Source organism: Bradyrhizobium sp. CB1015, assembly GCF_025200925.1.
Classification (GTDB): Bacteria; Pseudomonadota; Alphaproteobacteria; order Rhizobiales; family Xanthobacteraceae; genus Bradyrhizobium.
On sequence record NZ_CP104174.1, the window covers coordinates 3,511,852 to 3,537,594 of the forward strand.

Consider the following 25,743-nt stretch of genomic DNA (forward strand, 5'->3'; position numbering starts at 1 on the left):
GCTGCCATTGCGGCTCTGCCGACGAGGCTATGTTCGCGCCCGTGTGCTCGTTTCAAGATGGTGGCTGGCGGGTTCCTTCGAAGGGTGAACTCTTCGTGACGTGGCGCGGCCGTGCGCTGGTTGACAGTTCGGTCTTCCGGGTTTTTAGTCGGCGCGACGGGGATGTGCGATCTCCCCGCGAGGCGACATGCCCAAGCATCGCGTCCTGATCACCAAGGGCGCCGCATGTCGTCACACACCGCAGCTCCGTTCCACAATCCTCCCGACTTGCCGGGATCCGGCCGCCGAACCGCCATGGCATGTGCCTCGGCGGCGAGTCCGCTGCGTCTGGTGGAACGGCCGGAGCCGGCCTCACATATCCGGCGTCACCTGGGGCAGGGACACACCCAGAGCTCAAGGGAGCTGATCCATGCACAAGACTGTTTCCGCACTGATCGGCGTCGCTGCCTGCTTCATCACGAGCGCTCACGCGCAAGCCATCGACTGGCAAAAGGTCGATGAGACACTGGGCCGAAAGCCCATGGTTGCGGACGATGTCCATCGCTACGGCTTTCCGCGCACCGATCTCACCGTGACTTTGGATGGCGTCACGATCAAGCCGGCGCTGGCGCTTGGCGGCTGGCTCGCGTTCAAGCCTGCGCATGGCGGAACCATGGTCATGGGTGACCTCGTGCTGCTCGAGAGCGAGGTCAACCCGGTGATGGCGAAGATGATTGCGAGCGGTCTCGAGATCACCGCCGTGCACAACCATCTGCTGCGCGCAAGCCCGCCGACCTTCTACATGCACGTCGCCGGACATGGCGATCCCGTCAAGCTGGCGTCGGCAATCCACGATGCCCTCGCCGAAAGCAAGACGCCCCTGACGGTCGCCGCGGCAGCGAATTCGTCCTCGATCGATCTCGACACGGCGAAGCTGGATCAAATCATTGGCGTCAAGGGGCAGGCCAATGGCGGTGTCTACCAGTTCAACGTCAAACGGCGAGACCCTGTCTCCGAGGATGGCATGCTGCTGACGCCGGTCGGTGCGATGGGCGTCGCGACCGCCATCAATTTCCAGCCGACCGGCGGCGGAAAGGCGGCCGTCACGGGCGACTTCGTTCTGACCAGCGACGAGGTGAATCCGGTCATCGCGGCGCTGCGGACACATGGCATCGAGGTGACGGCGTTGCACAGCCACATGCTGAACGAACAGCCGCGACTCTTCTTCATGCACTTCTGGGCCAATGACGACGTGGTCAAGCTTGCTGAAGGCTTGCGGGCGGCGATCGACAAGACCGCCAGCACCAAGAGCTGAGCCAAGGCATAGAAAACGCACCGTGAGGCGTTCAATGATCGAATGTCAGACGTTGGGACAGCCGACGATGTACGCGGCTTTGGCCTTTGCGTCGCGGCCGTCGGCACGGGCCAGTCGCGTCCTGGCGCCTATGCTGGCTTTGCTAATGGGAGGGAACGCCATGGCCGAGACCCTGAATTTTGACAACGCTCCTGCTGGAACGGCCCCGGCAGGGTGGACTCTCACGATGACCGGCAAGGGTGAGCCGAAATGGACCGTCGAGGCGGAGCCCACAGCGCCGAGCAAGCGGAACGTCCTCAAGCAATCCGGACGCGCGACTTTCCCAGTGGCCATCAAGAGCGATACCAACATCCGCAACGGCTTCGTTGAGGTGAAGTTCAAGGCGGTGTCCGGGTCCGAGGATCGCGCCGCCGGAATCATCTGGCGTGCCAAGAACGCCGACAATTATTACGTCGTCCGGGCAAACGCGCTGGAGGACAACGTGGTGCTCTACAAGACGATCAAGGGCATACGAAATTCGCTGGAGATCGTCGGTCGGAAGGGCGGCTACGGCGTCAGCACGCCGGTGCGGTCCGGGCAATGGCACGCGCTGCGTTGCGACTTCGCGGGAAATCGGTTCAAGGTGACTTTTGACGGAAAGCTATTGTTCGAGGTGGAGGACGCCACAATCACGGACGCCGGCATGATCGGCCTGTGGACCAAGGCAGATAGTGTGACCTTGTTCGATGATCTGACATATGGTGAGACCAAATAGAAGTTGTCCACCTCTGTCGGAGATGACCATGAGCTTTCGCCGTCTGTCGGTCGCGACGATTCTGCTGGCTGCGTTTGTCGGCCCAATGCGGGCGGAAGAGACCCTCGTCACCTACAAATCGCTAAGTCCGGAGCTGGCGCTGGATCTCGCGCGCGCCGCTTTGGATAGCTGCCGCAGCCGTGGATATCAGATTGCCGTCGCGGTCGTCGATCGCTTCGGTATCACCCAAGTGATGCTGCGCGATCGCTTCGCAGGCTCTCACACGCCTTCGACGGCATCCGGCAAAGCGTGGACGGCTGCGTCGTTCAAAACCAGCACGACCGAGCTTAACGCGATGAGCCAGCCCGGCATGATGCAATTGGGCATCCGGAATCTTCCCGGAGCCGTCATCATAGGGGGAGGGCTGGTCGTCGAAGCCGGCGGCTCTCTGGTCGGAGCGGTCGGCGTATCCGGCGCTCCCGGCGGTGACGCGGACGAAGCGTGCGCGAAAGCCGGGATCGAGGCCATTCGTGACAAGCTGGAGTTTTGAGGGGCGGACACGCTCGCGCGTTGGACGAGACGGATCAGGATGCGTCGCTCACGCCATCCTCATTGTCCCCGAGGATCGTCTCCGATAGCAGCGCAGCGGCCTTCTGCAGGGGAGCTATGAACCGATCCAGCTCAGTGAAGCTCACCCGTGCCACGGGAACGGACACACCCAGGCACGCGATCAGTTCGCGATCCGGTGAGAGGATCGGAACGGCACAGCCGACGACGCCTCGCACATATTCTTCATTCGTCTTGGCCCAGCCGCGCTTGCGGGTCTCATCGAGCACCTTCATCAGGCGCGCGACATCGACGATCGTGGTTTCGGTGTATCGCGTCAGCGCGAGTGCGCGGCACAGCTTCTCGCGCGCGCGCTCCGGCAGCCGGCTCATATAGATCTTTCCGGTCGAAGTGCAGTGAAGCGGCGCCGCTTCGCCGGGATTGAACTGCAGACCTTGAGGTTGCGACACGCGGACGCTGTCGACGTAGGCAACGACATTGTCCCGCACGACCCCGATCTCGCATTGTTCGCCGATTTCGGCGGCGACGGCGCGGAGCACCGCGTGCCGACGGGCGGTGCGGAAGGCTGCGCCGATGACGCGGGCCGACAGCGTGACCAGTTGATTGCCGACCACGTAGCGCTTCGTCCCCACGGCTTTCTGAAGCAGCCCGCGCTGCTCCAGATTTCCGATCAGCCGATGCGCAGTCGGCAGCGGCAGCGACAGCGCAGCAGCGATCTCCGCGACCGAGGCTGCTCTGGTCTGGCTGGCGGCATAGCCGATGACCGCGAAGGCGCGGTCCAATGGCCCGTCGGTACTCGGCTGCTGCATTTCACCAGTCTCCGCCCAATTAAAGAATTTTCATTTTTCGGAATGAAAGCTACTAAAATATGAAAATTTGTCTAGCCGCTCTCGTGCTGTGCCCATATCGTTGGCGTTGCCCGGTGGTGAGCAGGATTTGTGCAGTGCGAGCCACCGCGGACGTGCTCAGGAGATCGGGATGTCAGGCCACTACGACGTCGATGCCGTGCGGAAGGAGTTTCCGGCTGCCCAGCGGATCACCTATCTCGACGCCGGCTTCCAGACGCCGCTTGCGCGTCCCGTCAAAGCGGCGATCGATCGTTTCCTGAGCGAAGGTCTCGAAACCGCCGGCCCCAAGAGCGTCTGGCTCGATCGCGTCGAGCAGACGCGCGAAAAGCTGGCGCGGTTTCTCGGCGCATCGGCCGACGAGATCGCCTTCACCAAGAACACCTCGGAGAGCATGAACATCGCCGCGAACGCGCTGCCGCTGCGCGCGGGCGACAAGGTGCTGATGATCCACGGCGATCATCCGAACAACGCCTACGCGTTCCTCAATCTGCGGCGCAAAGGCGTGACCGTCGAATTCGTGCCGATGACGGAGATCGTGAACGCCGATAGCCTTCGTCCCTACATCGATGCGAGCACGCGGGCGGTTTCGATGTCGCAGGTGACGTTCCATGCCGGCCATCGTTTCGATATCGAAAGCATCGGTGCCCTCTGCGCGGAGCAGGGGCTCTATTTCGTCGTCGACGTGATGCAGGCGATCGGCGTCGTGCCGATCGATGCGAAAGCGATGCGCGCGACCTTCGTCGGTTCGGGCAGCCATAAGGGGCTACTCGTGCCGCAGGGGCTGGGCCTGCTCTATTGGGACAAGTCCAGGGCCGAGCTCGAGCCTGCCTATTTCGCGGCCGCGAGCCTTGCGGAGGTCCCGGCCGATCTGATCGCCCGACCTGACAGGCTCGAGCCTGCCCCGAGCGCGCGCCGCTTCGAGCTCGGCAATTTCAATCTTCCGGCGATCCATGCGCTCGGCGCCTCGCTCGACATGATCGAAGCGCTGGGCGTCGAGAACATCCAGAACCATTGCTTCGATCTCGGCGATCATCTCATCGCCCGGCTCGATGCACTCGGCGTTCGCCTGGTCGGCCCTCGCGCGCGGCAACATCGCGCGCCGCACATCTACGTCATTGCGCTGCCAGCGGCCGAATGGCTCGGCCATTTCGAGGAGAATAACGTCCGCGTGTCGCCGGAGCGGGACGGCATTCGCGTGTCGTTCGGGATGTTCAACACGATTGCCGACGTCGACCGCCTGATCGAGGTCATCGAGCGGCGCGGCGTCAAGCCATCATCGAGGGCCGCATAGGCTGTTCATCAAGGAGACGTAGATGACGAAATTTGCGCGTGTCTTGAGCATTCTGTCCGGCCTCGCGGTCCTCGGCGCCATCAGCGGCCCCGCTTCTGCCGCCGACAGCCCGACGCTCGCCAGGATCAAGTCGAACGGCGCCATCACCATCGGTCATCGCGAGGCCTCGATCCCGTTCTCCTATCTCGGTCCCGACCAGAAGCCGATCGGCTTTTCGCTCGACCTCTGCGCGGCCATCGTCGAGCGTATCAAGGCGGAGACCGGCCTCTCCAATCTCAAAGTCAATTACGTTCCGGTGAACTCGTCCAACCGCATCCCGCTGATCCAGAGCGGCACCGTCGACATCGAGTGCGGCGGCACCGCCAACGACAAGAAGCGGCAGGAGCAGGTCTCTTTTTCCGTCGCCACCTTCGTCAGCCAGCCGCGTTGGCTGGTCAAGGCGGACAGCGGCCTGAAGACGGCCGGCGATCTCAAGGGCAAGACCATCGTCGTCACCCAGGGCTCCAATGCCGTCGGCTTCGCGCAAGGCGTGAATGCGAAGGAGCAACTCGGCTTCAACATCGTCCAGGCAAAGGACCATGCCGAATCCTTCCTGATGTTGAACACCGGCCGTGCGGCCGCCTTCATGGAAGACGATATTCTGCTCGCCGGCCTCAAGGCGGCGGCTCCGAATCCGGATGCGCTGATATTTCTCCCCGAGGGTTACGCCAAGATCTATTATGGCCTGATGTTCACGAAGGGCGATAGCGGCTTCAAGGCGCTGGTCGACGACGTTCTCTCGAAGCAGATGGCATCGGGCCAGTTCGAAAAGACCTACGCCAAATGGTTCACCCGGCCAATTCCGCCCAAGAATGAGAACCTGGCGTTTCCACTGACGGTCGAGCTCACGGAACGGATCGCGCGTCCCAGCGACGCGGTGGATTAGAGCGTTTTCGAGCGAAGTGGATTCCGGTTCGCGTCAAGAAAACGCGTCAAAACAAGAATCTGCTTCGCGACGTCGGCGGAGATTGTCCCGCAAACCGAGCCCCGAGGTTCGCCATGTTTGCCGTGCTTCTTGAACAGACCGCAGACGGCCAGCGCTATATCGACTGGCTCGTGTCGGGCCTCGGCTGGACCCTGGCGCTGGCGTTCTTCGGCTGGTGGATTGCCTTTGCCGTCGGGGTCGTCGTCGGGATCGGCCGCACCGTGCAGAACCGGGCCGTTTCGGCGCTTGCCCGCCTCTATGTGGAGATCTTCCGCAACATCCCCGTGCTGGTGCAGATGTTTCTCTGGTACTTCGTTCTGCCGGAGATTCTTCCCGTCTCGCTCGGGAACGCCATCAAGCAGATTCCGCCGCCCTGGGGATCGTTCTTTCCGGCGCTGGTGTGCCTCGGTCTCTACACCGCCGCGCGGATCGCCGAACAGGTGCGGGCCGGGATCGAGGCCCTGCCGAAAGGACAGGTCGAGGCGGCAAGCGCGCTCGGGCTCGGCGGCTATCCAACCTATCGCCACATCATCGTTCCACAGGCGCTGCGCTTGATCATCCCGAGCCTGACCAGCGAGGTGATGGGCATCTACAAGAACACCTCGGTCGCGCTCACGATCGGGCTGATGGAGCTGACGGCGCAGGCCCGCCAGATCAGCGAAGCGACGTTCCAGACCTTCACCGCTTTCGGCGCCGCGACGGTTGTCTACCTCGCGCTGGCGCTCATCGCCTATCAGGGGATGGCGCTGATCGACAGGGCCGTGCGCATTCCGGGCACAGGCCCTGCCGACGATGCAGTCAAGCCGGCCGCGACGCACGCCATCCAACCGATCGATTCCCTGCCTGACGCGATGGAGGTCGTGAAATGAACAACCTCGATTTCTCCGTCGTCCTTCAGGCGTGGCCTTACCTCTGGTCGGGCCTGCTGTTTTCGCTGGCGCTGACCGCCGTCGCTTTCGTGGTCGGCCTGGTCCTCGGCACTTGTCTCGCCCTGGTGCAGCACTTCGAAGTGCCTGTGCTCGGCAAGCTCGTGCGCGGCTATGTCGCCCTGATGCGCTCGATCCCGCTGATCCTGGTTCTGTTCTGGTTCTTCTTCCTGGTGCCGATCGTGCTCGGTCATCTCAACGGAAGCGGACGGCCGGTCCCGATCGGCGCCACCTGGACGGCGTTCATCACCTTCAGCCTGTTCGAGGCCGCCTATTATTCGGAGATCATCCGCGTCGGATTGCGTGCCGTGAACCGGGGTCAGTTCGAGGCCTGTCAGGCGCTCGCATTGTCCACCTTCGACACCTATCGCTCGGTGATCCTGCCGCAGGTGCTCCGCGTCGCCAGCCCGATCATCCTGAGCCAGACCATCATCCTGTTCCAGGATACCTCGCTGGTCTACGTGCTCTCGCTCACCGATCTGCTTGGCGCAGGCTCGAAGCTGGCGCAGCTCAATGGCCGTCTGGTCGAGATGTATCTGGTGATTGCGGTGGTCTACCTCGCGATCAGCTCGGCGGCTTCGCAATGCGTGGCGTCCTTACGCAAGCGGTATGCGATTGCGGGACTGCGCCGCTAGAGCATGATCCGGAAAAGTGCGCAGCGGTTTTCCGAAAAGATCATGCTCAAACAATAAACTAAAGCGCGATGAGGATTCGTCCCAATCGCATCGCGCTTTAGCGCTGCGCACGGTCATCCCAGTCTTTGGAGAGGAAAAAATGCATCAGCTCGCTGCGGGGAATCAGGCCTCCATCGTCACCGTGGAAAATCTGGTGAAGCGGTTCGGCCATTTCACGGCCCTGAACGACGTCAATCTCACGGTCGCGGCCGGCGAGAAGATCGTGCTGTGCGGCCCCTCGGGCTCGGGCAAGTCGACCTTGATCCGCTGCATCAACCACATCGAAAAGCACGATGCGGGGCGCATCGTCGTCGACGGCATCGAGCTGTCGGATCGGATGGCCGACGTCAACGGCGTTCGTCGCGAGGTCGGCATGGTGTTCCAGAGCTTCAACCTGTTTCCGCATCTATCGGTCGTCGAGAATTGCATGCTGGCGCAGATGAAGGTGCGGGGCCTGTCCCGCGCCGAGGCGCATGAGCGTGCGGTCGGTCTATTGCGAAAGGTGCGCATTCACGACCAGGCGAACAATTATCCGGGGCAGCTCTCCGGCGGCCAGCAGCAGCGCGTCGCCATCGCACGGGCGCTGTGCATGCAGCCGAAGATCATGCTGTTCGACGAGCCGACCTCGGCGCTCGATCCGGAGATGGTCAAGGAAGTGCTCGACACCATGGTGGAGCTCGCGAAAGACGGCATGACGATGGTGTGCGTCACGCACGAAATGGGCTTTGCCCGCGAGATCGCTGATAGGGTGGTGTTCATGGATCGCGGCTCGATCGTCGAGGAAGCCGACCCCGATACCTTCTTCCGCGCGCCGAGGACGGAACGGGCGAGGGATTTCCTCGGCCAGATCATTCATTAGCGATCCGTCTCGATCTGCGAACCGATCGAAGGCGTCGCCGCTTGCGGCAATGATTCGAACAAGCCTATTCATGCCGCCAGATTCTCACGGCCGAAATGACCAGGATCACAGCCAATCCCGGCAGAAGAATCCAATTCGGGACGACGCCGAGAAGCAGGCTGCCGATGAATGTGCCGGTGATGGATCCGATGGCCATCGCAAGCATGAACTGCCAATTTGCGCGGAGCACCGAAAAGCTCTGGTCGCGACTATAGCGCGCAAATCCCACCAGCATGGTCGGCAGGCTCACCGCGAGTGAGAGGCTGCCCGCCAGCTTCACGTCCGTGCCGAACAAGAGGATCAGGGTGGGGATCAGGAATTCCCCGCCGGCAACGCCGAGCAACGACGCCACGATCCCGATCGCAAAGCCTGCTGCGATGCCCGCGACGATCAGGCTCGCGCCCGTCAGCGCCGGTGCGGTTGCTGCCTCGTTGCCGTGTGCGAACAGAAGCACGCCGGCGATCAGGAGCAGCAGGGCGGCAATGATCTTGTAGAGCGTCCCGGATTCCAGACGCGTCGCCCAGGATGCCCCGGCGTAGGCGCCGACGAGGCTGCCTGCCAGCAGGTTCAGGATGATCGGCCAATGGGCATGGATCTCCGCGAACGGAACGGCGCGTGCGCGAAACGGCAGGGCACTCGCCACCACGATCAGGCTCGTCGCCTTGTTCAAAATCACGGCCTCGAGCCCGCGAAATTTGAACAAGCCGATGAGCAGGGGTAGCCGGAATTCCGCGCCACCGAGACCGATCAGGCCGCCCAGAGTGCCGATGATCGCGCCGGAGCCGAACGCGGCAGGATTGTTTCGCATGGACACGACGCAAAGATGCGTGAAAGCGCAAAATCAAACTTGCCCGTAATCCGTCGTGGCGGGGAGCTTCACACCTGCTTACGGCAGGGCGTGGGGCTGGGCTCAAGCGTAGTCCCGAATTTTGCGTGTTGCAAACACGTATTGATAAAGTGACAACACCCGCGACGGACGGCTCCGCGCGGGTTACATAGCTTGTTTTTCGAACGCGTTTGCGTGGCGAGTGGTCGAGCGCGCGTTTCGTTGTCGCTCACGTAACTCGACGAAGAGATGGATTGAGACGAATACGGTTGCCCGGAAGAGTAACCCTTCTGGGTAAGGCGTAGGCTTGGCCCGTTCATACCGTTAGCGCGGTTTGCCTTATCCCGCTTGTCCGCGAGGATTTGTAGCTCCTGTCTTTATCATTCCGCTCGCGTTGCGATTCTCGCAAAACGCTAAAAGTTTATAAGTGCAATCTGTGTTGACGTGCAGCCAACGGTTCTGTTTTATGTTCGGTACGTAAGCGTTATTCTGAGCGGCGTTCGGCCTACCTCTCACCCGGCGGATCTTCGATGGCAGCTAGCTGCCCAATACTTCTGAGGGTTACCATCTCCAATGGATGGCAGGCGTGGATATGCATACTGGTTGCTCTCCACTTTATTGTTACTGGAGCCGAAGCGAAGTCTTGCGATCGGACAATGTGTCACGAGTTGGCGGCGGTGTGCTTCGGGCCGTCCTGCGGCAGTGGAGCCTTAGGGGCTATCATCTTGCACAACGAAGGCTCGATCGCTGTGAACTATCAGCCTCCTCTCGCGTACTTTCTGGATGAACTTCCGGCTGATTTCGACCCGGCAACTGTCCCGAGTGGCGGAAAGGACATTGCGGTTGCCAGGGTGCGGGCGCTCGATTCTCCAGTGTGGCTAGGAAATCGAGACGAGGCTGGCGCCCATCGTTCTCGCGACAAGCGTTTTGTCCGCATGCGGGTGCTTGAAGTGCGAAGCGGAAATGCGTCGGTCGGCAAGATATACGAAGTCTACTTTGGTGATTGGGGTCGTGAGATGATCTATCCGCTCACCCCGGATCAACTCGCACGCGACTACGTCGTCGTCATGTATTCCGACCCGACAGACGGAAAGCGCCGGCTGGTCGGCTTTCCGGTCAACAGCGCGCAGCATCAAGAGTGGCTGGATAAACGGTCAGAGTACTGGCGGTCGCAGTATAGGAAATAAGTCGTCGAAAGGGTGGGGCAATGGGTTGGTCTGACGTCAAGAGCAGGATTAAATTCTTTGGCCCGGACACTGATGACTTGGGCAACCCGACGGGGTTGGATGGTATGCCGACGACCGTCAACGGCCAGACACCGTACGGTTTGGCATTTTCTACTTCAACCGAAAGCGGGTCTACGGTCCCAAAGGAAAAAGCTGCCATCCTTGCTGCGCTTGAGGATATTTACAGTCATTCCGCTACTGCCCGGACCATGCTGGACGCGGCCACTGCTGGCGAAGACATCTGGCTGATGAAAAGCATCGATGGATCTGGGTCAAGAGTCGGGACTGGCACGGCCAAGATTGATCTCGAAGATGTGGACGGTTTTTGGTGGATGGGAAGCGACGGGAGATTCCACCAAGAAAAGCTGGGCGGCACTGTCATTCATGAACTCATCCACGCTGTATACGGATATCGCGACCTTCGAGATCCGATCACCGGTACTCCCTTGGGTAATGTCGACGAGCGAGATTACAACGACCCGAATTTTGACTTTCTAGGTCAAACCGTAAGGCTCCAGAACCAAATATTCCAGGAGCGGGATTTCGAAGATGGATACGCACAAGTTGGATATGACGCCACATTCGGCGTTGCGCCTGACGTCTTTAGCAAACAGATCTCCTACACGGAGGGGCAGCTAATCGATCTCGCCTACTTCGACAATGAGAAAAACCTTACCCCGGACGTTCTGGACGTATCGCTACGGATAGATAGTTCAAGAGATCTCATCATCGGGCTTGCTGGATCTGACCAGATCAACGGAGGAGCAGGGCGCGACTATCTCTATGGAGGCACAGGGGATGATACTATTTCGGGGGGGAGCGGAGACGATGTCATTGTGGCCTGGTTTATGAGATCATTGACCGCCGGAGAGTCTGTGGATGGATTAGATGAGAGGTCCGCAGTTGCGAGCAGGGAATGCGGCAACGGCGTCGTTATCGAGCACAGGGACGGGGGAGCACACAGTACTGCCAATGGTCAAGGGGAGCGTTAGAGTTAAGCTTGGCAACAAAGTCAATTACGTGAGATGGGCGACGCCTCGTAAGACCTCCGCAACGAAAACACCCGCGACGGACGGCTCCGTGCGGGTGTGACGAACTCTCGATGATGCCAGTATGCCCCTGTTTTGCCCGACGAGTCAAAGGCGCGCGCGTGGAATCGGCAGCCTCAACATCATCGATCCGAAGAGCGTAATGATTTCAACATCCCCGCTACTGTGCATGGGGTTGTTTTCGCAACTTTGTGTTTGGCACGGCCGAAACGGCCGCGCTCACCGCCGTCCGCGCGGCGCCTCGGCCTTGGCCGGCGGCTCGGTCTGCGGGGCGCAGGTCGCAGCTTGAAGCGAGCCTTGCGCCTGCTGCATCAGGCCGGGCTCGGGGGCGAGCGCCTTCATCAGGATCAGGCCGGTCGTGCTTGGGGAATCGATGATCAGGCGGTCGGCCGCGGTGACCTCTTCGTCCTCCGGCAGCTCGTTGTGCTGTGCTTCCGTCATCAGATCGAGCTCGATCACCTTGCGGCCCGCGGAGCGGTCGTTGATGGCGTAATAGGCGATCTCGTTGCGGGTGTAGAACGACACCGAGGTGTAGGCCTGGCTCACCGGCACGGTGAGCTTGATCGGCCCGCCCGACAGGTCATAGCGGCAGATCGCCAGCGCGAAGGCCGGATCCATGAACGGCATCGGCGAATTGTTGGGATCGGCGAGGGGAAGCTGGGTGACGGCGTTCACCTTTGTCATCGGCGTCAGCCGCGAATAGGCATCCTGCGTCGCGATCCGCGGCAGCGCCAGCACGCTGACGAGATGGACCACGAGCCCGAGCACCACGCCGGCAACGATGGTGAAGACGAGCCGGATCATGAGCAGCCCACCGTATTGATGCTCGGCATCGGCGCGTCGCGCTGGGTGCGCGTCGCAACGCCGACCGGCGTGTCGTAGAGGCGCAGCATCAATGCGTAACGCTCGATGCCGCCGGTCGGCAGCCAGTTGCCGGCGCGCGAGCGCGAGGCGATCCGGATCTCGAACGAGCCGTCGGAGGCGCGCACGATCTCCTGGCTGGTGAAGCCGTAGCGCTGGAGCGAATTGGCGACGAGATGGCCCTTGCGGTCATAGAGCGTCAGCGTCCAGAACCGCGCCGGCGGCGTCACGCCGGAGACGATCACGTCGCAGCGGCCGTCGAGCGCCTTCTTCCTGTCGTCGGTGGTGGCGGTGAAGGCGACGCCGTCGCCGGTGCCGATCGGCAGCTCGCCGTTGCGGACGATGGTGGCGCGCGAATAGGGGTCGACGTCGGCGGTGCCGGTGCGCGGCCGCGCGGTCCAGGCGCCGATGGTGAGCGCGCCGATCTCGGTGCCGCGCGTCGTGGTCATCCACGTCGCGCCGACGCCGACGACCGTCGCAAGCAGAAGCGCCGTCAATGTGATCAGGATCAGCCGCACGGGGTTCGATCAGTTCTTGCGCGGGGCGGAGGTATTGGCATTCTCTTCCGCATAATTCTGCGGGAAGGCGAGCGCGCTCGTCGACGAGGACGGCTTGCTGTCATTTGCCGTCGACTTGTTCGCAGCCTTGGCCGCATCATCCAGCAGCTTCTCGACGCGCACCAGGATGTCGGCGCCGCGCTTGGTCAGCACCGGCGGCGGACCGGGTTTCGTCTCCAGCACCTTCGGCGCCGCATTGGCGTGCGCGGCCATCGGCTGCGGCGGCAGCTTCTGGCCCATGCCGATGCCGGGAATCTCACGGACCTCGACGCCCTGATGCGCGGCGACCATGATGTCGTGCCAGGTCTGCGCCGGCAGCGAGCCGCCGGTCATGCGGTTGGTCGGCGAGTAGTCGTCGTTGCCGTACCACACGGCGCAGGTGAAATTGCCGGTGTAGCCGACGAACCAGGCGTCGCGATACGCATTGGTCGTGCCGGTCTTGCCCGCGGTCGGAATGCCGTCCAGCGCGGCGCGCCGCGCGGTGCCTTCGCTGACGACGTGGCTCATCATGCCGGCCATGTCGGCGGCGACGGAAGCGGGGATCGCCTGCTTCGGCTTCGGCCCGTCGCGGTCCCAGCGCCAGACCAGGTCGCCGGCGCCGGTGCGCACTTCGAGCACCGCATGCGGCGTCACCGACTTGCCGCGGTTGGGGAACGTCGCATAGGCGACGGCATGCTCGAGCACGGTGACTTCGTCCGAGCCGATCGGCAGCGAGGGCGTGTCGGGCAGCGGCGCCTTGAGGCCGAAGCGGCGCGCGACCTCGACGATCTTGGCACGGCCGATCTTGGCGGGGTTCGGCGCCTTCGGCTGCTCCTTCTGGCCGATCGCGATCGACAGTTTTACGGGCACGACGTTGATCGAGCGCGTGATCGCCTGGGTCAGCGTCACCGAGCCGGAATAGGAATGGCCATAGTTTTGCGGGCACCAATTGCCGATGCAGACCGGGCCGTCGACCACGATCGAGTTCGGCGTGAAGCCGTTGAGCAGCGCGGTGGTGTAGACGTAAGGCTTGAACGAGGAGCCGGGCTGCCGGTAGGCGTCGGTGGCGCGGTTGAACTGGCTGGCGCCGTAGTCGCGGCCGCCGACCATGGCGCGGATGCCGCCGTCGAGATCGGCGACGACGGTTGCCGCCTGTGTCGCGTGATAATCGCGGCCGAACTGGCGCAGCTGGTTCTCGACCGCGTCTTCCGCCGCCTTCTGCACGTTGGTGTCGATGGCGGTGCGGACCACGAAGACGCGCTCGGTGTAGGACTTCGGGAAGGTGTCGACCAGCTTGCGCATCTCGTCGAAGGCGTAGTCGAGATAATAGTTCGGCGACGCCTCGTCGCGGCGGTCGACCGCGAAAGCCGGGTTGCGGCGGGCGCCGAACACCTGGCCCTCGGTCATGAAGCCGGCATCGACGAGGTTGTCGAGCACGACGTTGGCGCGGGCGCGGGCGGCGGGCAAGTTGATGTGCGGGGCGTACTTGGTCGGCGCCTTGAACAGGCCGGCGAGCATCGCTGCTTCCGCCAGCGTCACGTCGCGCGCGGACTTGTTGAAGTAGAAATGCGCCGCGCCGTCGACGCCGAAGGTGCCGCCGCCCATATAGGCGCGGTCGAGATAGAGCTTGAGGATCTCGTTCTTGGTCAGGCGCCATTCCAGCCAGATCGCGAGGAAGGCCTCATTGACCTTGCGTTCGATGGTGCGCTCGTTGCTCAGGAACAGGTTCTTGGCGAGCTGCTGGGTGATCGAGGAGCCGCCCTGACGCACGCCGCCGGCTTGCGCATTGGTCACGAGCGCGCGCGCGGTGCCGGCGATGTCGATGCCGAAATGCTCGTAGAAGCGGCGGTCCTCGGTCGCCAGCGTCGCCTTGATCAGCACGTCCGGAAAATCTTCCAGCGGAATGGAGTCGTTGTGCTTGATGCCGCGGCTGCCGATCGGGCTGCCGTAGCGGTCGAGGAACGTCACCGCGAGGTCGGACTTCTTCAGCCAGTCCTCGTCCGCGGTCTCGCGGAAGGCGGGAATGGCGAGGGTGAGCATCACGACCAGGCCGCCAAGCCCGAGGGTTGCGGCCTCGGACAGCGGCTCGATGAACACCCAGCGCTTCCACCGCCCGACATAGAAGCGGTCCATGAAGGTCGAGTAGCGCTCGTAGAGCTCGCGGATGCCCTTGGCCGAGGAGAACAGCGAGGAGTCGATGCGCGCGTCGAGATCCAGGAAGAAATTCCGGACCCTCTGCTTCCAATGCGGTGGTATGATCTGGCGCACCTAGAACCCTTGAGGCTTGCTTCGAAAGCGTTCAAGCACCCGGCCGGGGCGGCATCGAGACGTCTTGCGGGAATGTTGCGGCAAACCCAAGGCGCCCGGCCAGCATCCGAGGGACTTGTTGTTCCTTCTAGCCGAGCGGGCCCCATAAACCAATGGTCACGCTCGGGATTTTGAACAACAGGCCTAATTGACCCCGGTTCATTACGGGCCTCAAAGGGGCCTCGCTTGCACCCCTGCCGCCGCGCGCCCTAGAAGGCGTTGCCGTAGCTCTTTCGAACTGTTGTTGAGGCGCATGACCGCAGCTCCCAAACGACCTTCCGGCCAGGAGGGATTCTTCTGGAAAACCAAGACGTTGGAACAGATGTCGGGGGCCGAATGGGAAAGCCTGTGCGACGGCTGCGGCCGCTGCTGCCTGAACAAGCTCGAGGATGAGGATACCGGGCAGATCTACTTCACCCATATCGGCTGCAAGCTGCTCGATGGGATGAGCTGCGCCTGCAAGGACTATCCGAATCGCTCCGACAAGGTTCCGGACTGCGTCCGCCTGACCCCGGCCAATGTCCGCACCCTCAACTGGCTGCCGCCGAGCTGCGGCTACAAGCTCGTCGCCGAGGGGCGCGACCTCTATTGGTGGCATCCGCTGGTTTCGGGTGACCCCAACACCGTGCACGAAGCCGGCGTCTCCGTGCGCGGCCGCGTGGAGGGGAGCGAGGAGGAGGTCCCGGACGAGGAGCTCGAGGACCACATCGTGCACTGGCCGGCCGTGCTGCCCAGGCGAGCCCGTCTGAAGCGACGCCCAAAGGACTGATCCGCCGCCGCGCCGAGGTCACGTCTTTGGGATGACCTCAGGGCGGGATGCACCCATGCGCCGCGGTGCCTGCCTGGGAAAAGCTTTGCTGTCTACATTGGGCTGCATAGAACGAATCCTTCGCGGCGTTGCGCCGCCACATGACGTCCGATCGAGATGAACAAGTTCGAACGGCAGAGCGCTGCCGACGTCCAAACGTTGCCTGACGACATTGCCGAAGAGCTGTCACGCCTTCCCAGCGAGGTGTTGAGCGTCGACGACGCGCCGTCGATCGCCCCGCCGGTGCCGCTGAGTTCCGACGAGGTCCGCACCATCGTCATCAGCCTGATGCTGACGATGTTCCTGGCCGCGCTCGACCAGACCATCGTGGCGACCGCGCTGCCCACCATCGGACGCCAGTTCCAGGACGTCTCCAATCTGTCCTGGGTGATCACTGCCTATCTGCTCGCCTCGACAGCGGTCGCGCCGGTGTTCGGGACGCTCAGCGACATCTACGGCCGCCGCGTCATGATCATCATCTCGCTCAGCCTGTTCGTCGCGGGCTCGGTGCTGTGCGCGATCGCGCCGAACATGCCGATGCTGATCCTGGCACGCGGGCTTCAGGGCCTCGGCGGCGGCGGCATCATGCCGGTGGTGCAGACCGTGATCTCCGACGTCGTGAGCCCGCGCGAGCGCGGGCAATATCAGGCTTATTTCTCCAGCGTCTGGATGGTCGGCGGCATCCTCGGCCCGGTCATCGGCGGCGTATTCGCCGAGCATCTGCACTGGTCGATGATCTTCTGGATCAACCTGCCGCTTGCGGCCGCGGCGCTCGCATTGCTGCTGCCCAAGATGAGCAAGATCCCGGTGTTCCACCGCAAGCGCAAGGTCGACTGGCTCGGCGGCGTCTTGCTGATGGCCGCCGCCGTGGTCTTCATGCTGGTGCTGACCTGGGGCGGTACGCGCTATGCCTGGCTGTCGCCGACGGTGCTGGCCATGGTGGGCGGGGCCGTCGCGCTGGCGGTGACCTTCGTGTGGCACGCCCGGCGGGCCGACGAGCCGTTCCTGCCGTTGCCCTTGCTGACGGGATCGGTGGCGCCTTTCGCGCTGACGGCGGGCGGCTGCGGCCTCGGGGCGATCACCGGCCTCACCGTGCAGCTGCCGCTTTATTACGAGTCGGTCTACCATTTGAGCGCAAGCGAGGCGGGGCTTGCGCTGATCCCGCTCGCGGCGGTCTCGACCGTTGGCGCGGCCGTCGCCGGCCGCACCATGGCGCGCGCAAAGCACTACAAGCGCGTCGCCATCATCGGCACGTCATGGGCCGCGCTGTGCGGTCTCGCCCTCACGGTCACCACCTTGCCGCTCTGGGGCCTGCTGCTGCTGATGGCCGCCTTCGCGCTGGGTCTCGGCACGACTTTCCCGGTCTGCGTGGTCTCGCTGCAGAACTCGGTCGCGCGTCCGCAAGTTGGCACCATCACCGGCGCGATGAACTTCTTCCGCTCGCTGATGTCCTCGTTCACGGTGGCGGCCTTCGCGGCGATCCTGCTCATCGCGCTCGGCACCGACATCCCGCTCGCCGGCGAGCATCACGCCGCGGGCGGCATCCCTGCGATCCCGACTGAGGACATGCGCCACGCCTTCCGCTACGTCTTCGGTGCCGCCACCGCGCTGATGACGACAGCTGCGCTGTGCCTGATCGCGATGGAGGAGCGGCCGCTGGCCGGCCCCCAGGCCAAGCAACCCGTCGAGATGGCCGAGTAAGGCTCAGCGGCCTGCGTCCGGGAAGCTGCTCTTCCGCGGCAGCCGGATCGTGAACTCCGTGAACGCACCAAGCTCCGTTGCGACGTCGATCGTGCCGCCGTGCTGCTTCACGACGATGTCGTGGGTCATCGACAGCCCGAGACCGGTGCCTTCGCCGGCCGGCTTGGTGGTGAAGAACGGATTGAACATCTTCTCCTTCACATCGTCGGCAATGCCGGTGCCGTTGTCGCGGATCGTGATCTCGATGTCGTCGCCGCGATCGCGCGTCGCGGCGGTCACCATCGGCTCGTAACCGGCGGCGCCGTCGGCCTTGCGCCGGGTGACCGCGTGGAAGCCGTTCGAGATCAGGTTCAAGAGCACGCGGGTGATTTCCTGCGGAAACACTTCGGCGTGTCCGGCCGCCGGATCGAGCTCGCGCTTCAGCGTCACGTGGAATCCCGGCTTCTCGGCGCGTGCGCCGTGATAGGCGAGGTTGAGGCTCTCTTCGACCAGCGCGTTGATGTCGCTTAAGCCATGCTCACCGCCGCCCTCGCGCGAATGCAGCAGCATGTTCTTGACGATGGAATCGGCGCGGCGGCCGTGCTGCACGACCTTGCCGAGGTTGTCCTGCAGAAGCCCCGTCAGCTCGTCCACCTCGCTGCGCACATTCTCGGGGAGGGGGACCGGCGCGAGCACCTCGTTCAGCTCCTCGGTCAGCTCGGCAGACAGCGAGGCGAAATTGTTGACGAAGTTGAGCGGGTTCTTGATCTCGTGCGCGATGCCGGCCGTGAGCTGGCCGAGCGACGCCAGCTTCTCGGTCTGGATCAGGCGGTCCTGCGCTGCGCGCAGATCGTCGAGCGATTTGGCGAGCTCGCTGGTGCGGGTCGCAACTTGATTGAACAGGCTGACATTCTTGATCGCGATCACGGCCTGGTCGGCGAAAGTCTGCAGCAGCCGCACATGATGCTCGGCGAAGTTGCCGGTCGCGCGGCGCGTTGCGATGATGATGCCGATGGCTTCGCCCTCGCTCATCAGGGGCGCAAACAGCATGCTGCGATAGCCGCGGGCACGCGCGATGTCGCGCGCCGCGGGCTCGAGCTCGGTATCGGGCAATTGTGCCGCGGCACCATTGGCCACGAGCTGATAGGGCGGGAATTGCGCGAACGGCACCGGGAACGAGGCCTGGAGGACGCGATCGCCGGCCGGATCGGTCGGGGTGAATGCCGCAAGGTGCGCGGCGCCGTCGATATAACGCAGCACCGCGGTGGAGAAGCCGCCGATCAGCCGGTTGGCATTGGTCGCGATGGCCTCGAACACCGGCTGCACGTCGGACGGGGAGGCCGCCATCACCTTCAGGATGTCGGCCGTCGCGGTCTGGCGTTCCAGCGCCTCTTTCGTCTCGTTGAACAGGCGCGCGTTCTCGATGGCGATCACGGCCTGGTCGGCGAAGGTCTGCAGCAGCTGGACGAGGTCGGGCGCGAATGCGCCCGTTACGGCGCGCGTGACGCTGATCATGCCGACCGGCGCGCCCCGGTTCATCAGCGGCATGAACAGCACACTGCGGAAGCCGCGCAGCCGCGCCAGCTCCCGGTTCAGTTCCGGAACGTCGGCGGCCTCGCTGTCGGGAAACTGGATCGTCTCGCCCTCGCGCACGAGGGCAAAAGTCGGGAAGTCTGTGATCTTGCGTGGGAACGACGCTTTCAGCCCTGCGTCCGCCTCCGGGCTGGTCGGCGTGAACGCCACGAGGTGCAGCTCGTCGCCGATGAACTGAAGCACGGTGGCCGAGAAGCCGCCGAGCAGGTCCTTCGCGCTGGAGGCGACCGCCGCAAAGACCGGCCGCGCATCGGACGGCGAGGCCGCGATGGTGCGCAGGATCTCGGCGCTGGCGCTCTGGCGATCCCGCGCAGTCGCAAGCTCAGCGCGCAGCTGCGCATTCTCGGCCGCGGCCGATTGCAATCGGTGCTCGAGTTCATCGATGTCGTGCGAAGGGGTGGTCATTCCTCATCCGGCTTGATGCCGCGACGTGCGCAGCACCGGGCGGATTATCACATCTTCCGCGGCCGGAGCCAGCGCTCGCAGCCATGCCCCCGCACCGACCCCCGTTCACGTCCCCGGGCGCGACACCTCGGTCTCCTTGGCTGTGATGAACTCGAGCAGCACCGGCACGCCTTCCTTCGTCTTCTGGATGCCGCGCTTGATCGCGGGCACGATGTCCTCCGGCCTCGTCACCCGCTCGCCATGGCCGCCGAAGGCGCGTGCCATCGCGGCGTAATCGCCGGAAATGTCGGTCGAGCGATATTTTTCGGTCGAGATCGGCATCACCTTCAGCTCGATCGCCATCGAGAAATTGTTGAGCAGGATCGACATGATCGGGATGCGCTCGCGCACCGCGGTCTCGAAATCCATGCCGGTGAAGCCGATCGCAGCATCGCCCCAGACGTTGATGCAGAGCTTGTCGGGTTTTGCCAGCTTGGCGCCCATCGCAAGACCCAGGCCGTAGCCGAGCTGCGTCGTCTTGCCCCAGCCGAGATAGGTGAGGGGCTTTACTGCTTTCCAGAACGGCGAGAGCTGGTCGCGCGGACTGCCGGCATCGTGGGTGATGATCGTATTCTCGATATCCACGGTGTGCTGCAAGTCCCACAGCACGCGATAGGGGCTGAGCGGCGCGTCATTGCTGGTCAGCTTCGGCATCCATTTCGCCAGCCATTCCTTGTGCGAGGCCGCGATCTCGGCCGCGACGGCCGATGCGTCGCGATCTGCGGTGACGGTCTTGCCGATCTCCTCCAGCAGCGCGTCGAGCACGAGGGCGGCGTCGCCGACCAGGCCGATCTTCGCTTCGACGTCCTTGTTGAGATGATTGGGATCGAGCGTCGAATGGATGATGGTCTTCCCCTTCGGCATCGCGATGCCGAAACTGGTCTCGGTGAAGGAGCAGCCGATGCCGAAGATGATGTCGGCCTCGGCCAGAAACTTCGGCACCGCGCGCGGCACTGCGAGGCCGCCGGAGCCGAGCGAGAGCGGATGGGTTTCCGGAAACGACGATTTTCCACCGAGGCTGGTGGTGACGGGGATCGCCAGCCGCTCGGCGAGCCGTTTCAGCTGCGGCCAGGCCTGCGCGTAATGCACGCCCTGGCCGGCATAGATCACCGGCCGTTTTGCATTCACGAGCAGGCCGGCGGCTTCCTTGACGTGAACCGGGTCGGCGCCGTAGCGGGTGCGCAGCACCGGCGTGTAATTCAGCGGCTCCGGCACCTCCTCGTTCCACATGTCCGAGGGGATCTCGACGATGACGGGTCCGCCCCGGCCGTTCTTCAGCGTGGTGAAGGCGCGGCGAAAGATGTTGGCGACTTCAGTCGCGAGGATGATCGGCTCGGACGATTTCGCGAACGGCTTCATCGCCTCGCTGGAATTGAAGTTCGGCTCGATATGCGCCAGCCTGCGCTGATAGCCCATCGGCAGCACCAGCACGGGGACGGATTCGCCGAAGCATTGCGCGACGCCGCCCATCGCGTTCTCCGCGCCCGGCCCGTGCTGCATGCAGAAGGCGCCGATGCTGCGCCCCGACGTCACCCGCGAGATCGCGTCCGCCATGTGGATGCCGACGCGCTCCTGCCGCACCATCACCGGGCGGATCTCGGCCTTGGCCGCGTGCTCGATGAGATGGTTGACCGGATAGCCGCAGAGGATCTCGATGCCCTCGCGCCTCATGATTTCCGCAATGGCGGTGCCGAGCTTCATGGTGTCTCTCTCCTCAGGCAGAGGCCGGTTTGATCCGGCTTGTTGGGAAGAGAGGATCAGGAATTTCCGGAAGCGTAAAGCGCGCGCGGCGAGCGTGGCGGTAGGCCAGCTATGCGTCGCGAGCGTGCACCGGCTCCATCCTGTGATGGTCGCCGCAGCCGCCCGCGGTCGGCCGCACGCGCTCCAGCAGGTGCTTGGCCGCAAGCAGATCCGGCGTCTCGAAGCCCTCGGTGAACTCGCCATAGATCGGCGCGAGCAGCCGGACAGCCTTGGATCTGCGGCCGGTCGCGATCCAGTGTGCGGCGAGATCGGCAGCGATCCGCAACTGGAATGTCGTCGCGCCGATGGCGCGCGCCTCGGCCAGCGCTTGCTGGAGCCGCTTTTCGGCGCGCAGCGGCTCGCCCGCCTGGAGAAGGATCGCGGCGTCAACCCTCTGGAGTTCCGACCGGCACCAGCGCTCGCCCTGGCGTTCCTGATGCTCGATCGCCCGCGTGATGGCTTGGCGCGCTTCCGCGATCCGCTCCTGCTTCAGATAGACGCGGGCGAGGACCGCGAGATAGCTGCCGATCCGCATCAAGAACCGGCATTCAATCAGCTCGTCGATCGCAGCTCGAATATCCTCCACCGCGCGTGGATCGCCCCGCCGGTCGCGAAGGCAGGCGGAGAAATAACGCTCGACCGGAACCCAGCGTGAGATGCGCTCGCGTTCCAGGTTGCGGCGCAGTCGCTCGGTGTAGCTTGCGAGCGCGTCCAGATTGCCGGTTTCGAGCGCGACAGGAAGTGCGGCGAGGCCGAGTGCATTCGACTGCGACACCCAATGGCCGCTGCGATCAGCGGCGTCGACGGCGTCCTTGGCCAGCCTCGCCGCGTAGTCGGCTTGTCCCTGCATCCACGCCACGAAAGGCAGGTTGAAGCGGACGGTGATGAACCGGTAGACTTCGTTCGCATCCTTGCGCGAACGGCTCTCTGCCAGCGAATAAGTCGCCGCGAGGCGATCGAGAACCGGGCGGCTCTTGCTCAACTCGCCGGCAAAAGCGCGGGCCCAGGCGAGTGCCCGATCGGCTTCGGACGTTGCCGTGAGGTCGCGGTCACGGTCGGCGAGCTCCGTGGCTTCCTCGAGATAAGTCGTGGCGCGCGCGACCTCGCCAATCTGCAACAGGTAGAAGCCGAAGCCGACCAGGGCCCGCTGCTGATATTCGATGTTGCCGGCCCGCCTTGCAAAGAGAATGGCATCGAGCCAGGCAATCTCGTTCTCGTTCGACATTTTACGGGCGTAGAATAGGCTCCATCCAAGGGCGCAGGCGAGCTTTGTCTTCGACAGATCGTCGCACGGGACGGTCTTGGCCAATGCGAGCGCATCCGCCAACCGCGCCTGCGCTTCCGACAGGATCGACGTTTCCGACCACAAGGTGATCGCCGCAACCGTGAGCCTGATCCCGAGCACGGGATCGCCGTGCTCGCCGAATGCCCATGAAAGGGCGGCGCGCAAGTCGGCGATGCGACCAAGGTAGCGCTGGGTCCAATCGGCCGGCTCGCGCCATTTCCACTCCTCCTCGGATTGTTCGAACAGCGTGAGGACACGTTGCGCATGACGACGCAGCGCCTGGTCGCAGGCAGGATCGGCCCGGCGCCGCTCGCCCGCATAGCGGCATGTGCTGTCGAGCAGGCGGTAGCGGAGGCTTGCGCCATGTGCCTGCGCGCTCAGAAGCGATTTGGCAACGAGACTGCCGAGGCCGGTGACGACGTCGACTGCCGTGAGCCCTGCCGCCTCGGCGACGAAGACCGCGTCCTCAACCTCGAACGCGTCGCTGAACACCGAGAGCAGGCCGAACAGTCTGGCTTCGCGCTGCGACAGCAGCCTGAAGCTCCAGTCGATCGTCGCCATCAGCGTTTCATGGCGCGGCGGCGCGCCATCGGCCGCGGGGGCACGAAAACCCAGATTCTGGTCGAGTAACTGCACCAATTGGCGAGGATTGAACCTGCCGATTTGGGCTGCCGCCAATTCGATGGCCAGCGGGAGGCCGTCGAGCGAGTGGCAGATTGCGGCGACGGCCTCGCAATCATCGTCGACGAATTGGTAGTCCGCCCATTCGGCGGCGCGGCTAACGAACAACTGCACTGCCGGGAACCTGACGGCTTGATCGGCGGTCAGGGTCTGGCCGGGTTTTGGTGAGACCAGCGAGCCGAGCCGGACGACATGTTCGGTGGCGGTGCCGAGCGGTTCTCGGCTCGTCGCAAGCAGCCTGGACGGCGATGTGTCAGCCATGAACCTGCCGGCGAAGATCGTCGTGGCCGGCAGGACGTGCTCGCAATTGTCCAGAATGACCAGCATCTGCCGCGGTCTCAGATAGTCGATGGCCGCAGCCAGGCTGTTGTCCGGATTGCCCCTGATGCCGAGGGCTGTCACCAGTGCGGCGCCGAACAAAGTCGGGTCGGAGATCGTTGCGAGATCGACGAAGCAGACGCCGTCGCGGCACTGTGGCGCAAACGCCTGGGCTACAGCCAAGGCAACCGTCGTCTTGCCGATTCCTCCCGCGCCAGCCAGAGTCACGTGCCTGTTGCCGGCCAACAGACCGGTGATTTCGTCGATTTCGGCTTCACGACCAACGATGCCGCGCAGCAATGGCGGACTGGGCGAGGGGAGCGGTTCGGCGAGCGCAAGATCGTCCTCGATCTCGCCGATGCTGATCTGCACCTCCGCGATGAACTTGTATCCGCGGCGCGCCACGGTCGCGATGTAGACGGGCTCGATCTGGGTATCTCCCAGCGAACGCCGCAAGCTCCACATGTTGACCTTGAGATTGCTGTCGTGGAGGAAGGTGCCCGGCCAGGCCGCCGCCATCAGCTCAGTCTTGCTGACCAGCTCGCCGCAGCGCTGCACCAGCAGCTGCAAAAGCTCGAATGCGCGTCCACCGAGCTTGACGGGGCGCCCTTTGACAAGGAGCAACTGGCGGCTAGGTATCAGTCGAAATGGGCCGAAGCAGTAGGTGAGCTCCCGCCGGCCTGTGCCCCGTTGTCGTGTCTCCGTGGCAGCCCGCATTGATCATGGCCAATCGATCGAACCGATCGAATGGTATTATCATGCACTGCGAAATTTTTGAAGAGAGCACCCCCGAGTTGTACGATTTGCCGCAGGACGACGATCGCGACAAAGCGCTCGCGCGGGAGGGGCGGCTATTTTTTAGGCTTGCCAAGAACGGCCATGCGCATGACTTCGACGCCGCCGTCGGCAAGTTCCGGAAGCTTGGCGAACCAATCCTTCACATAAGGCATCGCGTTGTGTGCGTCGAAATCGGCCTGGCTGGCGAACACTTCGTAAAAGATGAAGTGGCCGGGCTTGGCGCGGTCTTCCTGAAGGAAATAGATCAGGTTCTTGGGATCGCTGCGGACCAGGTCGATCAGCGGCAAGGTGGCGGCGCGCAGCATGTCTCCTTTTCCAGGCTTGGCGCGCACCTGGGCCACCACGGAATATGCACCCTCCGGGATCTCCTGATAGTGCACGCGCGGCGCTTCCTGAGCCGCGGCCGAAAGCGTCGCCGGCGCCGTGGAGGCGGCGATCAGCAGGACGGCAAGCGAGTTGCGGATGAGAGTTTGCATGGTGAAGTCCTTGACATGTGATTGGATCGCAGAGTGACCAGCTAAGGCACTGACAGCCACTCCGCACGAATGTCTAGCGCACGATCTTCTGTTGCCGTTTTGCCAAGGCCTCGCTGAAGCGCTTCTTGACCGGGCCGAGCGCCTTGACGAATTCGAGCTGCTCGCCCTCCGGTCCCTTGCAGTAGATCAGCTCCCAGCCGTTCGAAGGTTCAGCCGTCACCCGGTTCGTGTTGGTGTTGCGGGGCGCGGCCTTGCGATCCGCCTCCGTCATGACGCGAATGGTGCGGTTCGCTCTCACCTGCGTCATGCCGCGGCGCGCCGATTCCGCTTCGAGATCGGCAATGAACTTGTTGAAGTCGACATCGTCGCGAACATAGAAGCAGATGTGCATCATGCGCGGGAAAGCAGGGCTCATGTGCTCCACCGGTTCGGCGAAACTCTTGGCGCTGCCCATGGGCTGATCAGCCTCGCGATATTGCAGCAGCTCCAGCACCATGTTGTCGAACTGGATGAAGCGGACATCGAGCCGCTGTGCCCCGCTGCGCAAGTCGGGCACGCCGATGGTTCGCGGATTGACCCCGCGTGCGTTCGCCTCGATCTCCTGGTCGGCCAGCAGCGTGTTCTGCACCCCGTCGCCCTGGAAGTCGCCGTGCCGGAACACCTCGGTGCCGCCAAGAACCTCCGTGTAGAACTGGTACGCCCGCTCCATGTTCTGGACCGTCAGCCCGAAATGCTGGACGCCCTGAAGCCGCGCGCCGAGCGGCGCCTCGTCGCGCTCGGCATCCTGGGTCGCGGCCCGTGCGTCGATGGCCGTGCCGGCGACGAGGCCAGTGACGACGGCGGCGCCGGCGGTCTGAAGCAAGGCGCGGCGGTCCATGTCGGTGGGGTTGTCGGCTGCATCTGTCATGTCGTTCTCCTAG

At 63.6% G+C, this 25,743-nt stretch carries 22 protein-coding genes; 12 read left to right on the top strand and 10 right to left on the bottom strand.

The features are described from left to right. Positions 1–409: 409 nt before the first annotated feature. The 3 genes from N2604_RS16035 to N2604_RS16045 all read left to right on the top strand — a co-directional run bounded on the left by N2604_RS16035 (position 410) and on the right by N2604_RS16045 (position 2,577). Positions 410–1,294 carry a DUF1259 domain-containing protein gene (locus N2604_RS16035; RefSeq protein WP_260375588.1) on the top strand — a complete coding sequence of 295 codons (885 nt, stop codon included), beginning with the start codon at positions 410–412 and terminating at the stop codon, positions 1,292–1,294. 160 nt (positions 1,295–1,454) lie between these two features. Next, positions 1,455–2,048 carry a family 16 glycoside hydrolase gene (locus tag N2604_RS16040; protein ID WP_260375589.1) on the top strand — a complete coding sequence of 198 codons (594 nt, stop codon included), beginning with the start codon at positions 1,455–1,457 and terminating at the stop codon, positions 2,046–2,048. Positions 2,049–2,076: 28 nt separating this feature from the next. Then, a complete protein-coding gene (locus N2604_RS16045) occupies positions 2,077–2,577 on the top strand; it encodes a heme-binding protein (protein ID WP_260375590.1) in 501 nt (166 codons plus the stop codon). 34 nt (positions 2,578–2,611) lie between these two features. Here N2604_RS16045 and N2604_RS16050 read toward each other — a convergent pair whose 3' ends face one another. Next, a complete protein-coding gene (locus tag N2604_RS16050) occupies positions 2,612–3,403 on the bottom strand; it encodes an IclR family transcriptional regulator (protein ID WP_260375591.1) in 792 nt (263 codons plus the stop codon). Between the two features lie 169 nt (positions 3,404–3,572). On the opposite strand from N2604_RS16050, the gene N2604_RS16055 reads away from it, so the two are divergent. The 5 genes from N2604_RS16055 to N2604_RS16075 all read left to right on the top strand — a co-directional run bounded on the left by N2604_RS16055 (position 3,573) and on the right by N2604_RS16075 (position 8,156). Further along, the gene (locus tag N2604_RS16055) at positions 3,573–4,733 is read left to right on the top strand and encodes an aminotransferase class V-fold PLP-dependent enzyme (RefSeq protein WP_260375592.1); all 1,161 of its coding nucleotides are present in this window, start codon (positions 3,573–3,575) and stop codon (positions 4,731–4,733) included. A gap of 22 nt (positions 4,734–4,755) precedes the next feature. Then, positions 4,756–5,658 (top strand): amino acid ABC transporter substrate-binding protein, encoded by a 903-nt coding sequence (locus tag N2604_RS16060; protein WP_260375593.1) that lies wholly within the window; start codon positions 4,756–4,758, stop codon positions 5,656–5,658. A 113-nt stretch (positions 5,659–5,771) separates the two neighbouring features. After that, on the top strand, positions 5,772–6,566 hold the full coding sequence (locus tag N2604_RS16065; protein WP_260375594.1) for an amino acid ABC transporter permease: 795 nt from the start codon (positions 5,772–5,774) through the stop codon (positions 6,564–6,566). Continuing rightward, positions 6,563–7,258 (top strand): amino acid ABC transporter permease, encoded by a 696-nt coding sequence (locus tag N2604_RS16070; RefSeq protein WP_260375595.1) that lies wholly within the window; start codon positions 6,563–6,565, stop codon positions 7,256–7,258. Before N2604_RS16065 ends, N2604_RS16070 begins: the two co-directional genes overlap by 4 nt. Positions 7,259–7,397: 139 nt before the next feature. Further along, the gene (locus N2604_RS16075; RefSeq protein WP_311740006.1) at positions 7,398–8,156 is read left to right on the top strand and encodes an amino acid ABC transporter ATP-binding protein; all 759 of its coding nucleotides are present in this window, start codon (positions 7,398–7,400) and stop codon (positions 8,154–8,156) included. Between the two features lie 64 nt (positions 8,157–8,220). Here the strand turns inward: N2604_RS16075 and N2604_RS16080 are convergent, their stop codons facing one another. Beyond that, positions 8,221–9,003, bottom strand: a complete 783-nt coding sequence (locus tag N2604_RS16080; RefSeq protein WP_260375596.1) for a sulfite exporter TauE/SafE family protein — start codon at positions 9,001–9,003, stop codon at positions 8,221–8,223. A 743-nt stretch (positions 9,004–9,746) separates the two neighbouring features. On the opposite strand from N2604_RS16080, the gene N2604_RS16085 reads away from it, so the two are divergent. Both N2604_RS16085 and N2604_RS16090 read left to right on the top strand, forming a co-directional pair. Then, positions 9,747–10,208 (top strand): hypothetical protein, encoded by a 462-nt coding sequence (locus N2604_RS16085; RefSeq protein WP_260375597.1) that lies wholly within the window; start codon positions 9,747–9,749, stop codon positions 10,206–10,208. 20 nt (positions 10,209–10,228) lie between these two features. Then, a complete protein-coding gene (locus N2604_RS16090) occupies positions 10,229–11,239 on the top strand; it encodes a hypothetical protein (protein WP_260375598.1) in 1,011 nt (336 codons plus the stop codon). Between the two features lie 276 nt (positions 11,240–11,515). Here N2604_RS16090 and N2604_RS16095 read toward each other — a convergent pair whose 3' ends face one another. The 3 genes from N2604_RS16095 to N2604_RS16105 are packed head-to-tail and all read right to left on the bottom strand — an operon-like array spanning position 11,516 to position 14,961. Next, positions 11,516–12,100: a DUF1254 domain-containing protein gene (locus N2604_RS16095; RefSeq protein ID WP_260375599.1), complete on the bottom strand. Its 585-nt coding sequence runs from the start codon at positions 12,098–12,100 to the stop codon at positions 11,516–11,518. Next, entirely contained in the window at positions 12,097–12,675 is a 579-nt protein-coding gene (locus N2604_RS16100; RefSeq protein ID WP_260375600.1) for a DUF1214 domain-containing protein, read from the bottom strand. The genes N2604_RS16095 and N2604_RS16100 overlap by 4 nt, the downstream gene beginning before the upstream one ends. A gap of 9 nt (positions 12,676–12,684) precedes the next feature. Further along, the gene (locus tag N2604_RS16105; protein WP_260375601.1) at positions 12,685–14,961 is read right to left on the bottom strand and encodes a transglycosylase domain-containing protein; all 2,277 of its coding nucleotides are present in this window, start codon (positions 14,959–14,961) and stop codon (positions 12,685–12,687) included. Between the two features lie 292 nt (positions 14,962–15,253). Here N2604_RS16105 and N2604_RS16110 point away from each other — a divergent pair, with 292 nt between their 5' ends. Beyond that, entirely contained in the window at positions 15,254–15,769 is a 516-nt protein-coding gene (locus tag N2604_RS16110) for a YcgN family cysteine cluster protein (protein ID WP_260375602.1), read from the top strand. A gap of 156 nt (positions 15,770–15,925) precedes the next feature. After that, the gene (locus tag N2604_RS16115; RefSeq protein ID WP_260375603.1) at positions 15,926–17,509 is read left to right on the top strand and encodes an MDR family MFS transporter; all 1,584 of its coding nucleotides are present in this window, start codon (positions 15,926–15,928) and stop codon (positions 17,507–17,509) included. 3 nt (positions 17,510–17,512) lie between these two features. Here N2604_RS16115 and N2604_RS16120 read toward each other — a convergent pair whose 3' ends face one another. From N2604_RS16120 to N2604_RS16140, 5 genes are all read right to left on the bottom strand, one after another. Beyond that, positions 17,513–19,486: a GAF domain-containing protein gene (locus N2604_RS16120; RefSeq protein ID WP_260375604.1), complete on the bottom strand. Its 1,974-nt coding sequence runs from the start codon at positions 19,484–19,486 to the stop codon at positions 17,513–17,515. 105 nt (positions 19,487–19,591) lie between these two features. Then, positions 19,592–21,226, bottom strand: coding sequence for a thiamine pyrophosphate-requiring protein (locus tag N2604_RS16125; protein ID WP_260375605.1), 1,635 nt, complete (start codon positions 21,224–21,226; stop codon positions 19,592–19,594). A 109-nt stretch (positions 21,227–21,335) separates the two neighbouring features. Next, positions 21,336–24,173, bottom strand: a complete 2,838-nt coding sequence (locus N2604_RS16130) for a helix-turn-helix transcriptional regulator (RefSeq protein ID WP_260375606.1) — start codon at positions 24,171–24,173, stop codon at positions 21,336–21,338. Positions 24,174–24,400: 227 nt separating this feature from the next. Next, positions 24,401–24,883, bottom strand: a complete 483-nt coding sequence (locus tag N2604_RS16135) for a putative quinol monooxygenase (RefSeq protein WP_260375607.1) — start codon at positions 24,881–24,883, stop codon at positions 24,401–24,403. Positions 24,884–24,896: 13 nt separating this feature from the next. Continuing rightward, positions 24,897–25,730, bottom strand: coding sequence for a VOC family protein (locus tag N2604_RS16140; RefSeq protein WP_260375608.1), 834 nt, complete (start codon positions 25,728–25,730; stop codon positions 24,897–24,899). Between the last annotated feature and the right edge of the window lie 13 nt (positions 25,731–25,743).

Bases quoted from the DNA above. Each gene is read 5' to 3' on its own strand.
- N2604_RS16035 (WP_260375588.1), top strand. From the start codon at position 410: ATGCACAAGACTGTTTCCGCACTGATCGGCGTCGCTGCCTGCTTCATC.
- N2604_RS16040 (WP_260375589.1), top strand. From the start codon at position 1,455: ATGGCCGAGACCCTGAATTTTGACAACGCTCCTGCTGGAACGGCCCCG.
- N2604_RS16045 (WP_260375590.1), top strand. From the start codon at position 2,077: ATGAGCTTTCGCCGTCTGTCGGTCGCGACGATTCTGCTGGCTGCGTTT.
- N2604_RS16050 (WP_260375591.1), bottom strand. From the start codon at position 3,403: ATGCAGCAGCCGAGTACCGACGGGCCATTGGACCGCGCCTTCGCGGTC.
- N2604_RS16055 (WP_260375592.1), top strand. From the start codon at position 3,573: ATGTCAGGCCACTACGACGTCGATGCCGTGCGGAAGGAGTTTCCGGCT.
- N2604_RS16060 (WP_260375593.1), top strand. From the start codon at position 4,756: ATGACGAAATTTGCGCGTGTCTTGAGCATTCTGTCCGGCCTCGCGGTC.
- N2604_RS16065 (WP_260375594.1), top strand. From the start codon at position 5,772: ATGTTTGCCGTGCTTCTTGAACAGACCGCAGACGGCCAGCGCTATATC.
- N2604_RS16070 (WP_260375595.1), top strand. From the start codon at position 6,563: ATGAACAACCTCGATTTCTCCGTCGTCCTTCAGGCGTGGCCTTACCTC.
- N2604_RS16075 (WP_311740006.1), top strand. From the start codon at position 7,398: ATGCATCAGCTCGCTGCGGGGAATCAGGCCTCCATCGTCACCGTGGAA.
- N2604_RS16080 (WP_260375596.1), bottom strand. From the start codon at position 9,003: ATGCGAAACAATCCTGCCGCGTTCGGCTCCGGCGCGATCATCGGCACT.
- N2604_RS16090 (WP_260375598.1), top strand. From the start codon at position 10,229: ATGGGTTGGTCTGACGTCAAGAGCAGGATTAAATTCTTTGGCCCGGAC.
- N2604_RS16095 (WP_260375599.1), bottom strand. From the start codon at position 12,100: ATGATCCGGCTCGTCTTCACCATCGTTGCCGGCGTGGTGCTCGGGCTC.
- N2604_RS16110 (WP_260375602.1), top strand. From the start codon at position 15,254: ATGACCGCAGCTCCCAAACGACCTTCCGGCCAGGAGGGATTCTTCTGG.
- N2604_RS16115 (WP_260375603.1), top strand. From the start codon at position 15,926: ATGAACAAGTTCGAACGGCAGAGCGCTGCCGACGTCCAAACGTTGCCT.
- N2604_RS16120 (WP_260375604.1), bottom strand. From the start codon at position 19,486: ATGACCACCCCTTCGCACGACATCGATGAACTCGAGCACCGATTGCAA.
- N2604_RS16125 (WP_260375605.1), bottom strand. From the start codon at position 21,226: ATGAAGCTCGGCACCGCCATTGCGGAAATCATGAGGCGCGAGGGCATC.
- N2604_RS16140 (WP_260375608.1), bottom strand. From the start codon at position 25,730: ATGACAGATGCAGCCGACAACCCCACCGACATGGACCGCCGCGCCTTG.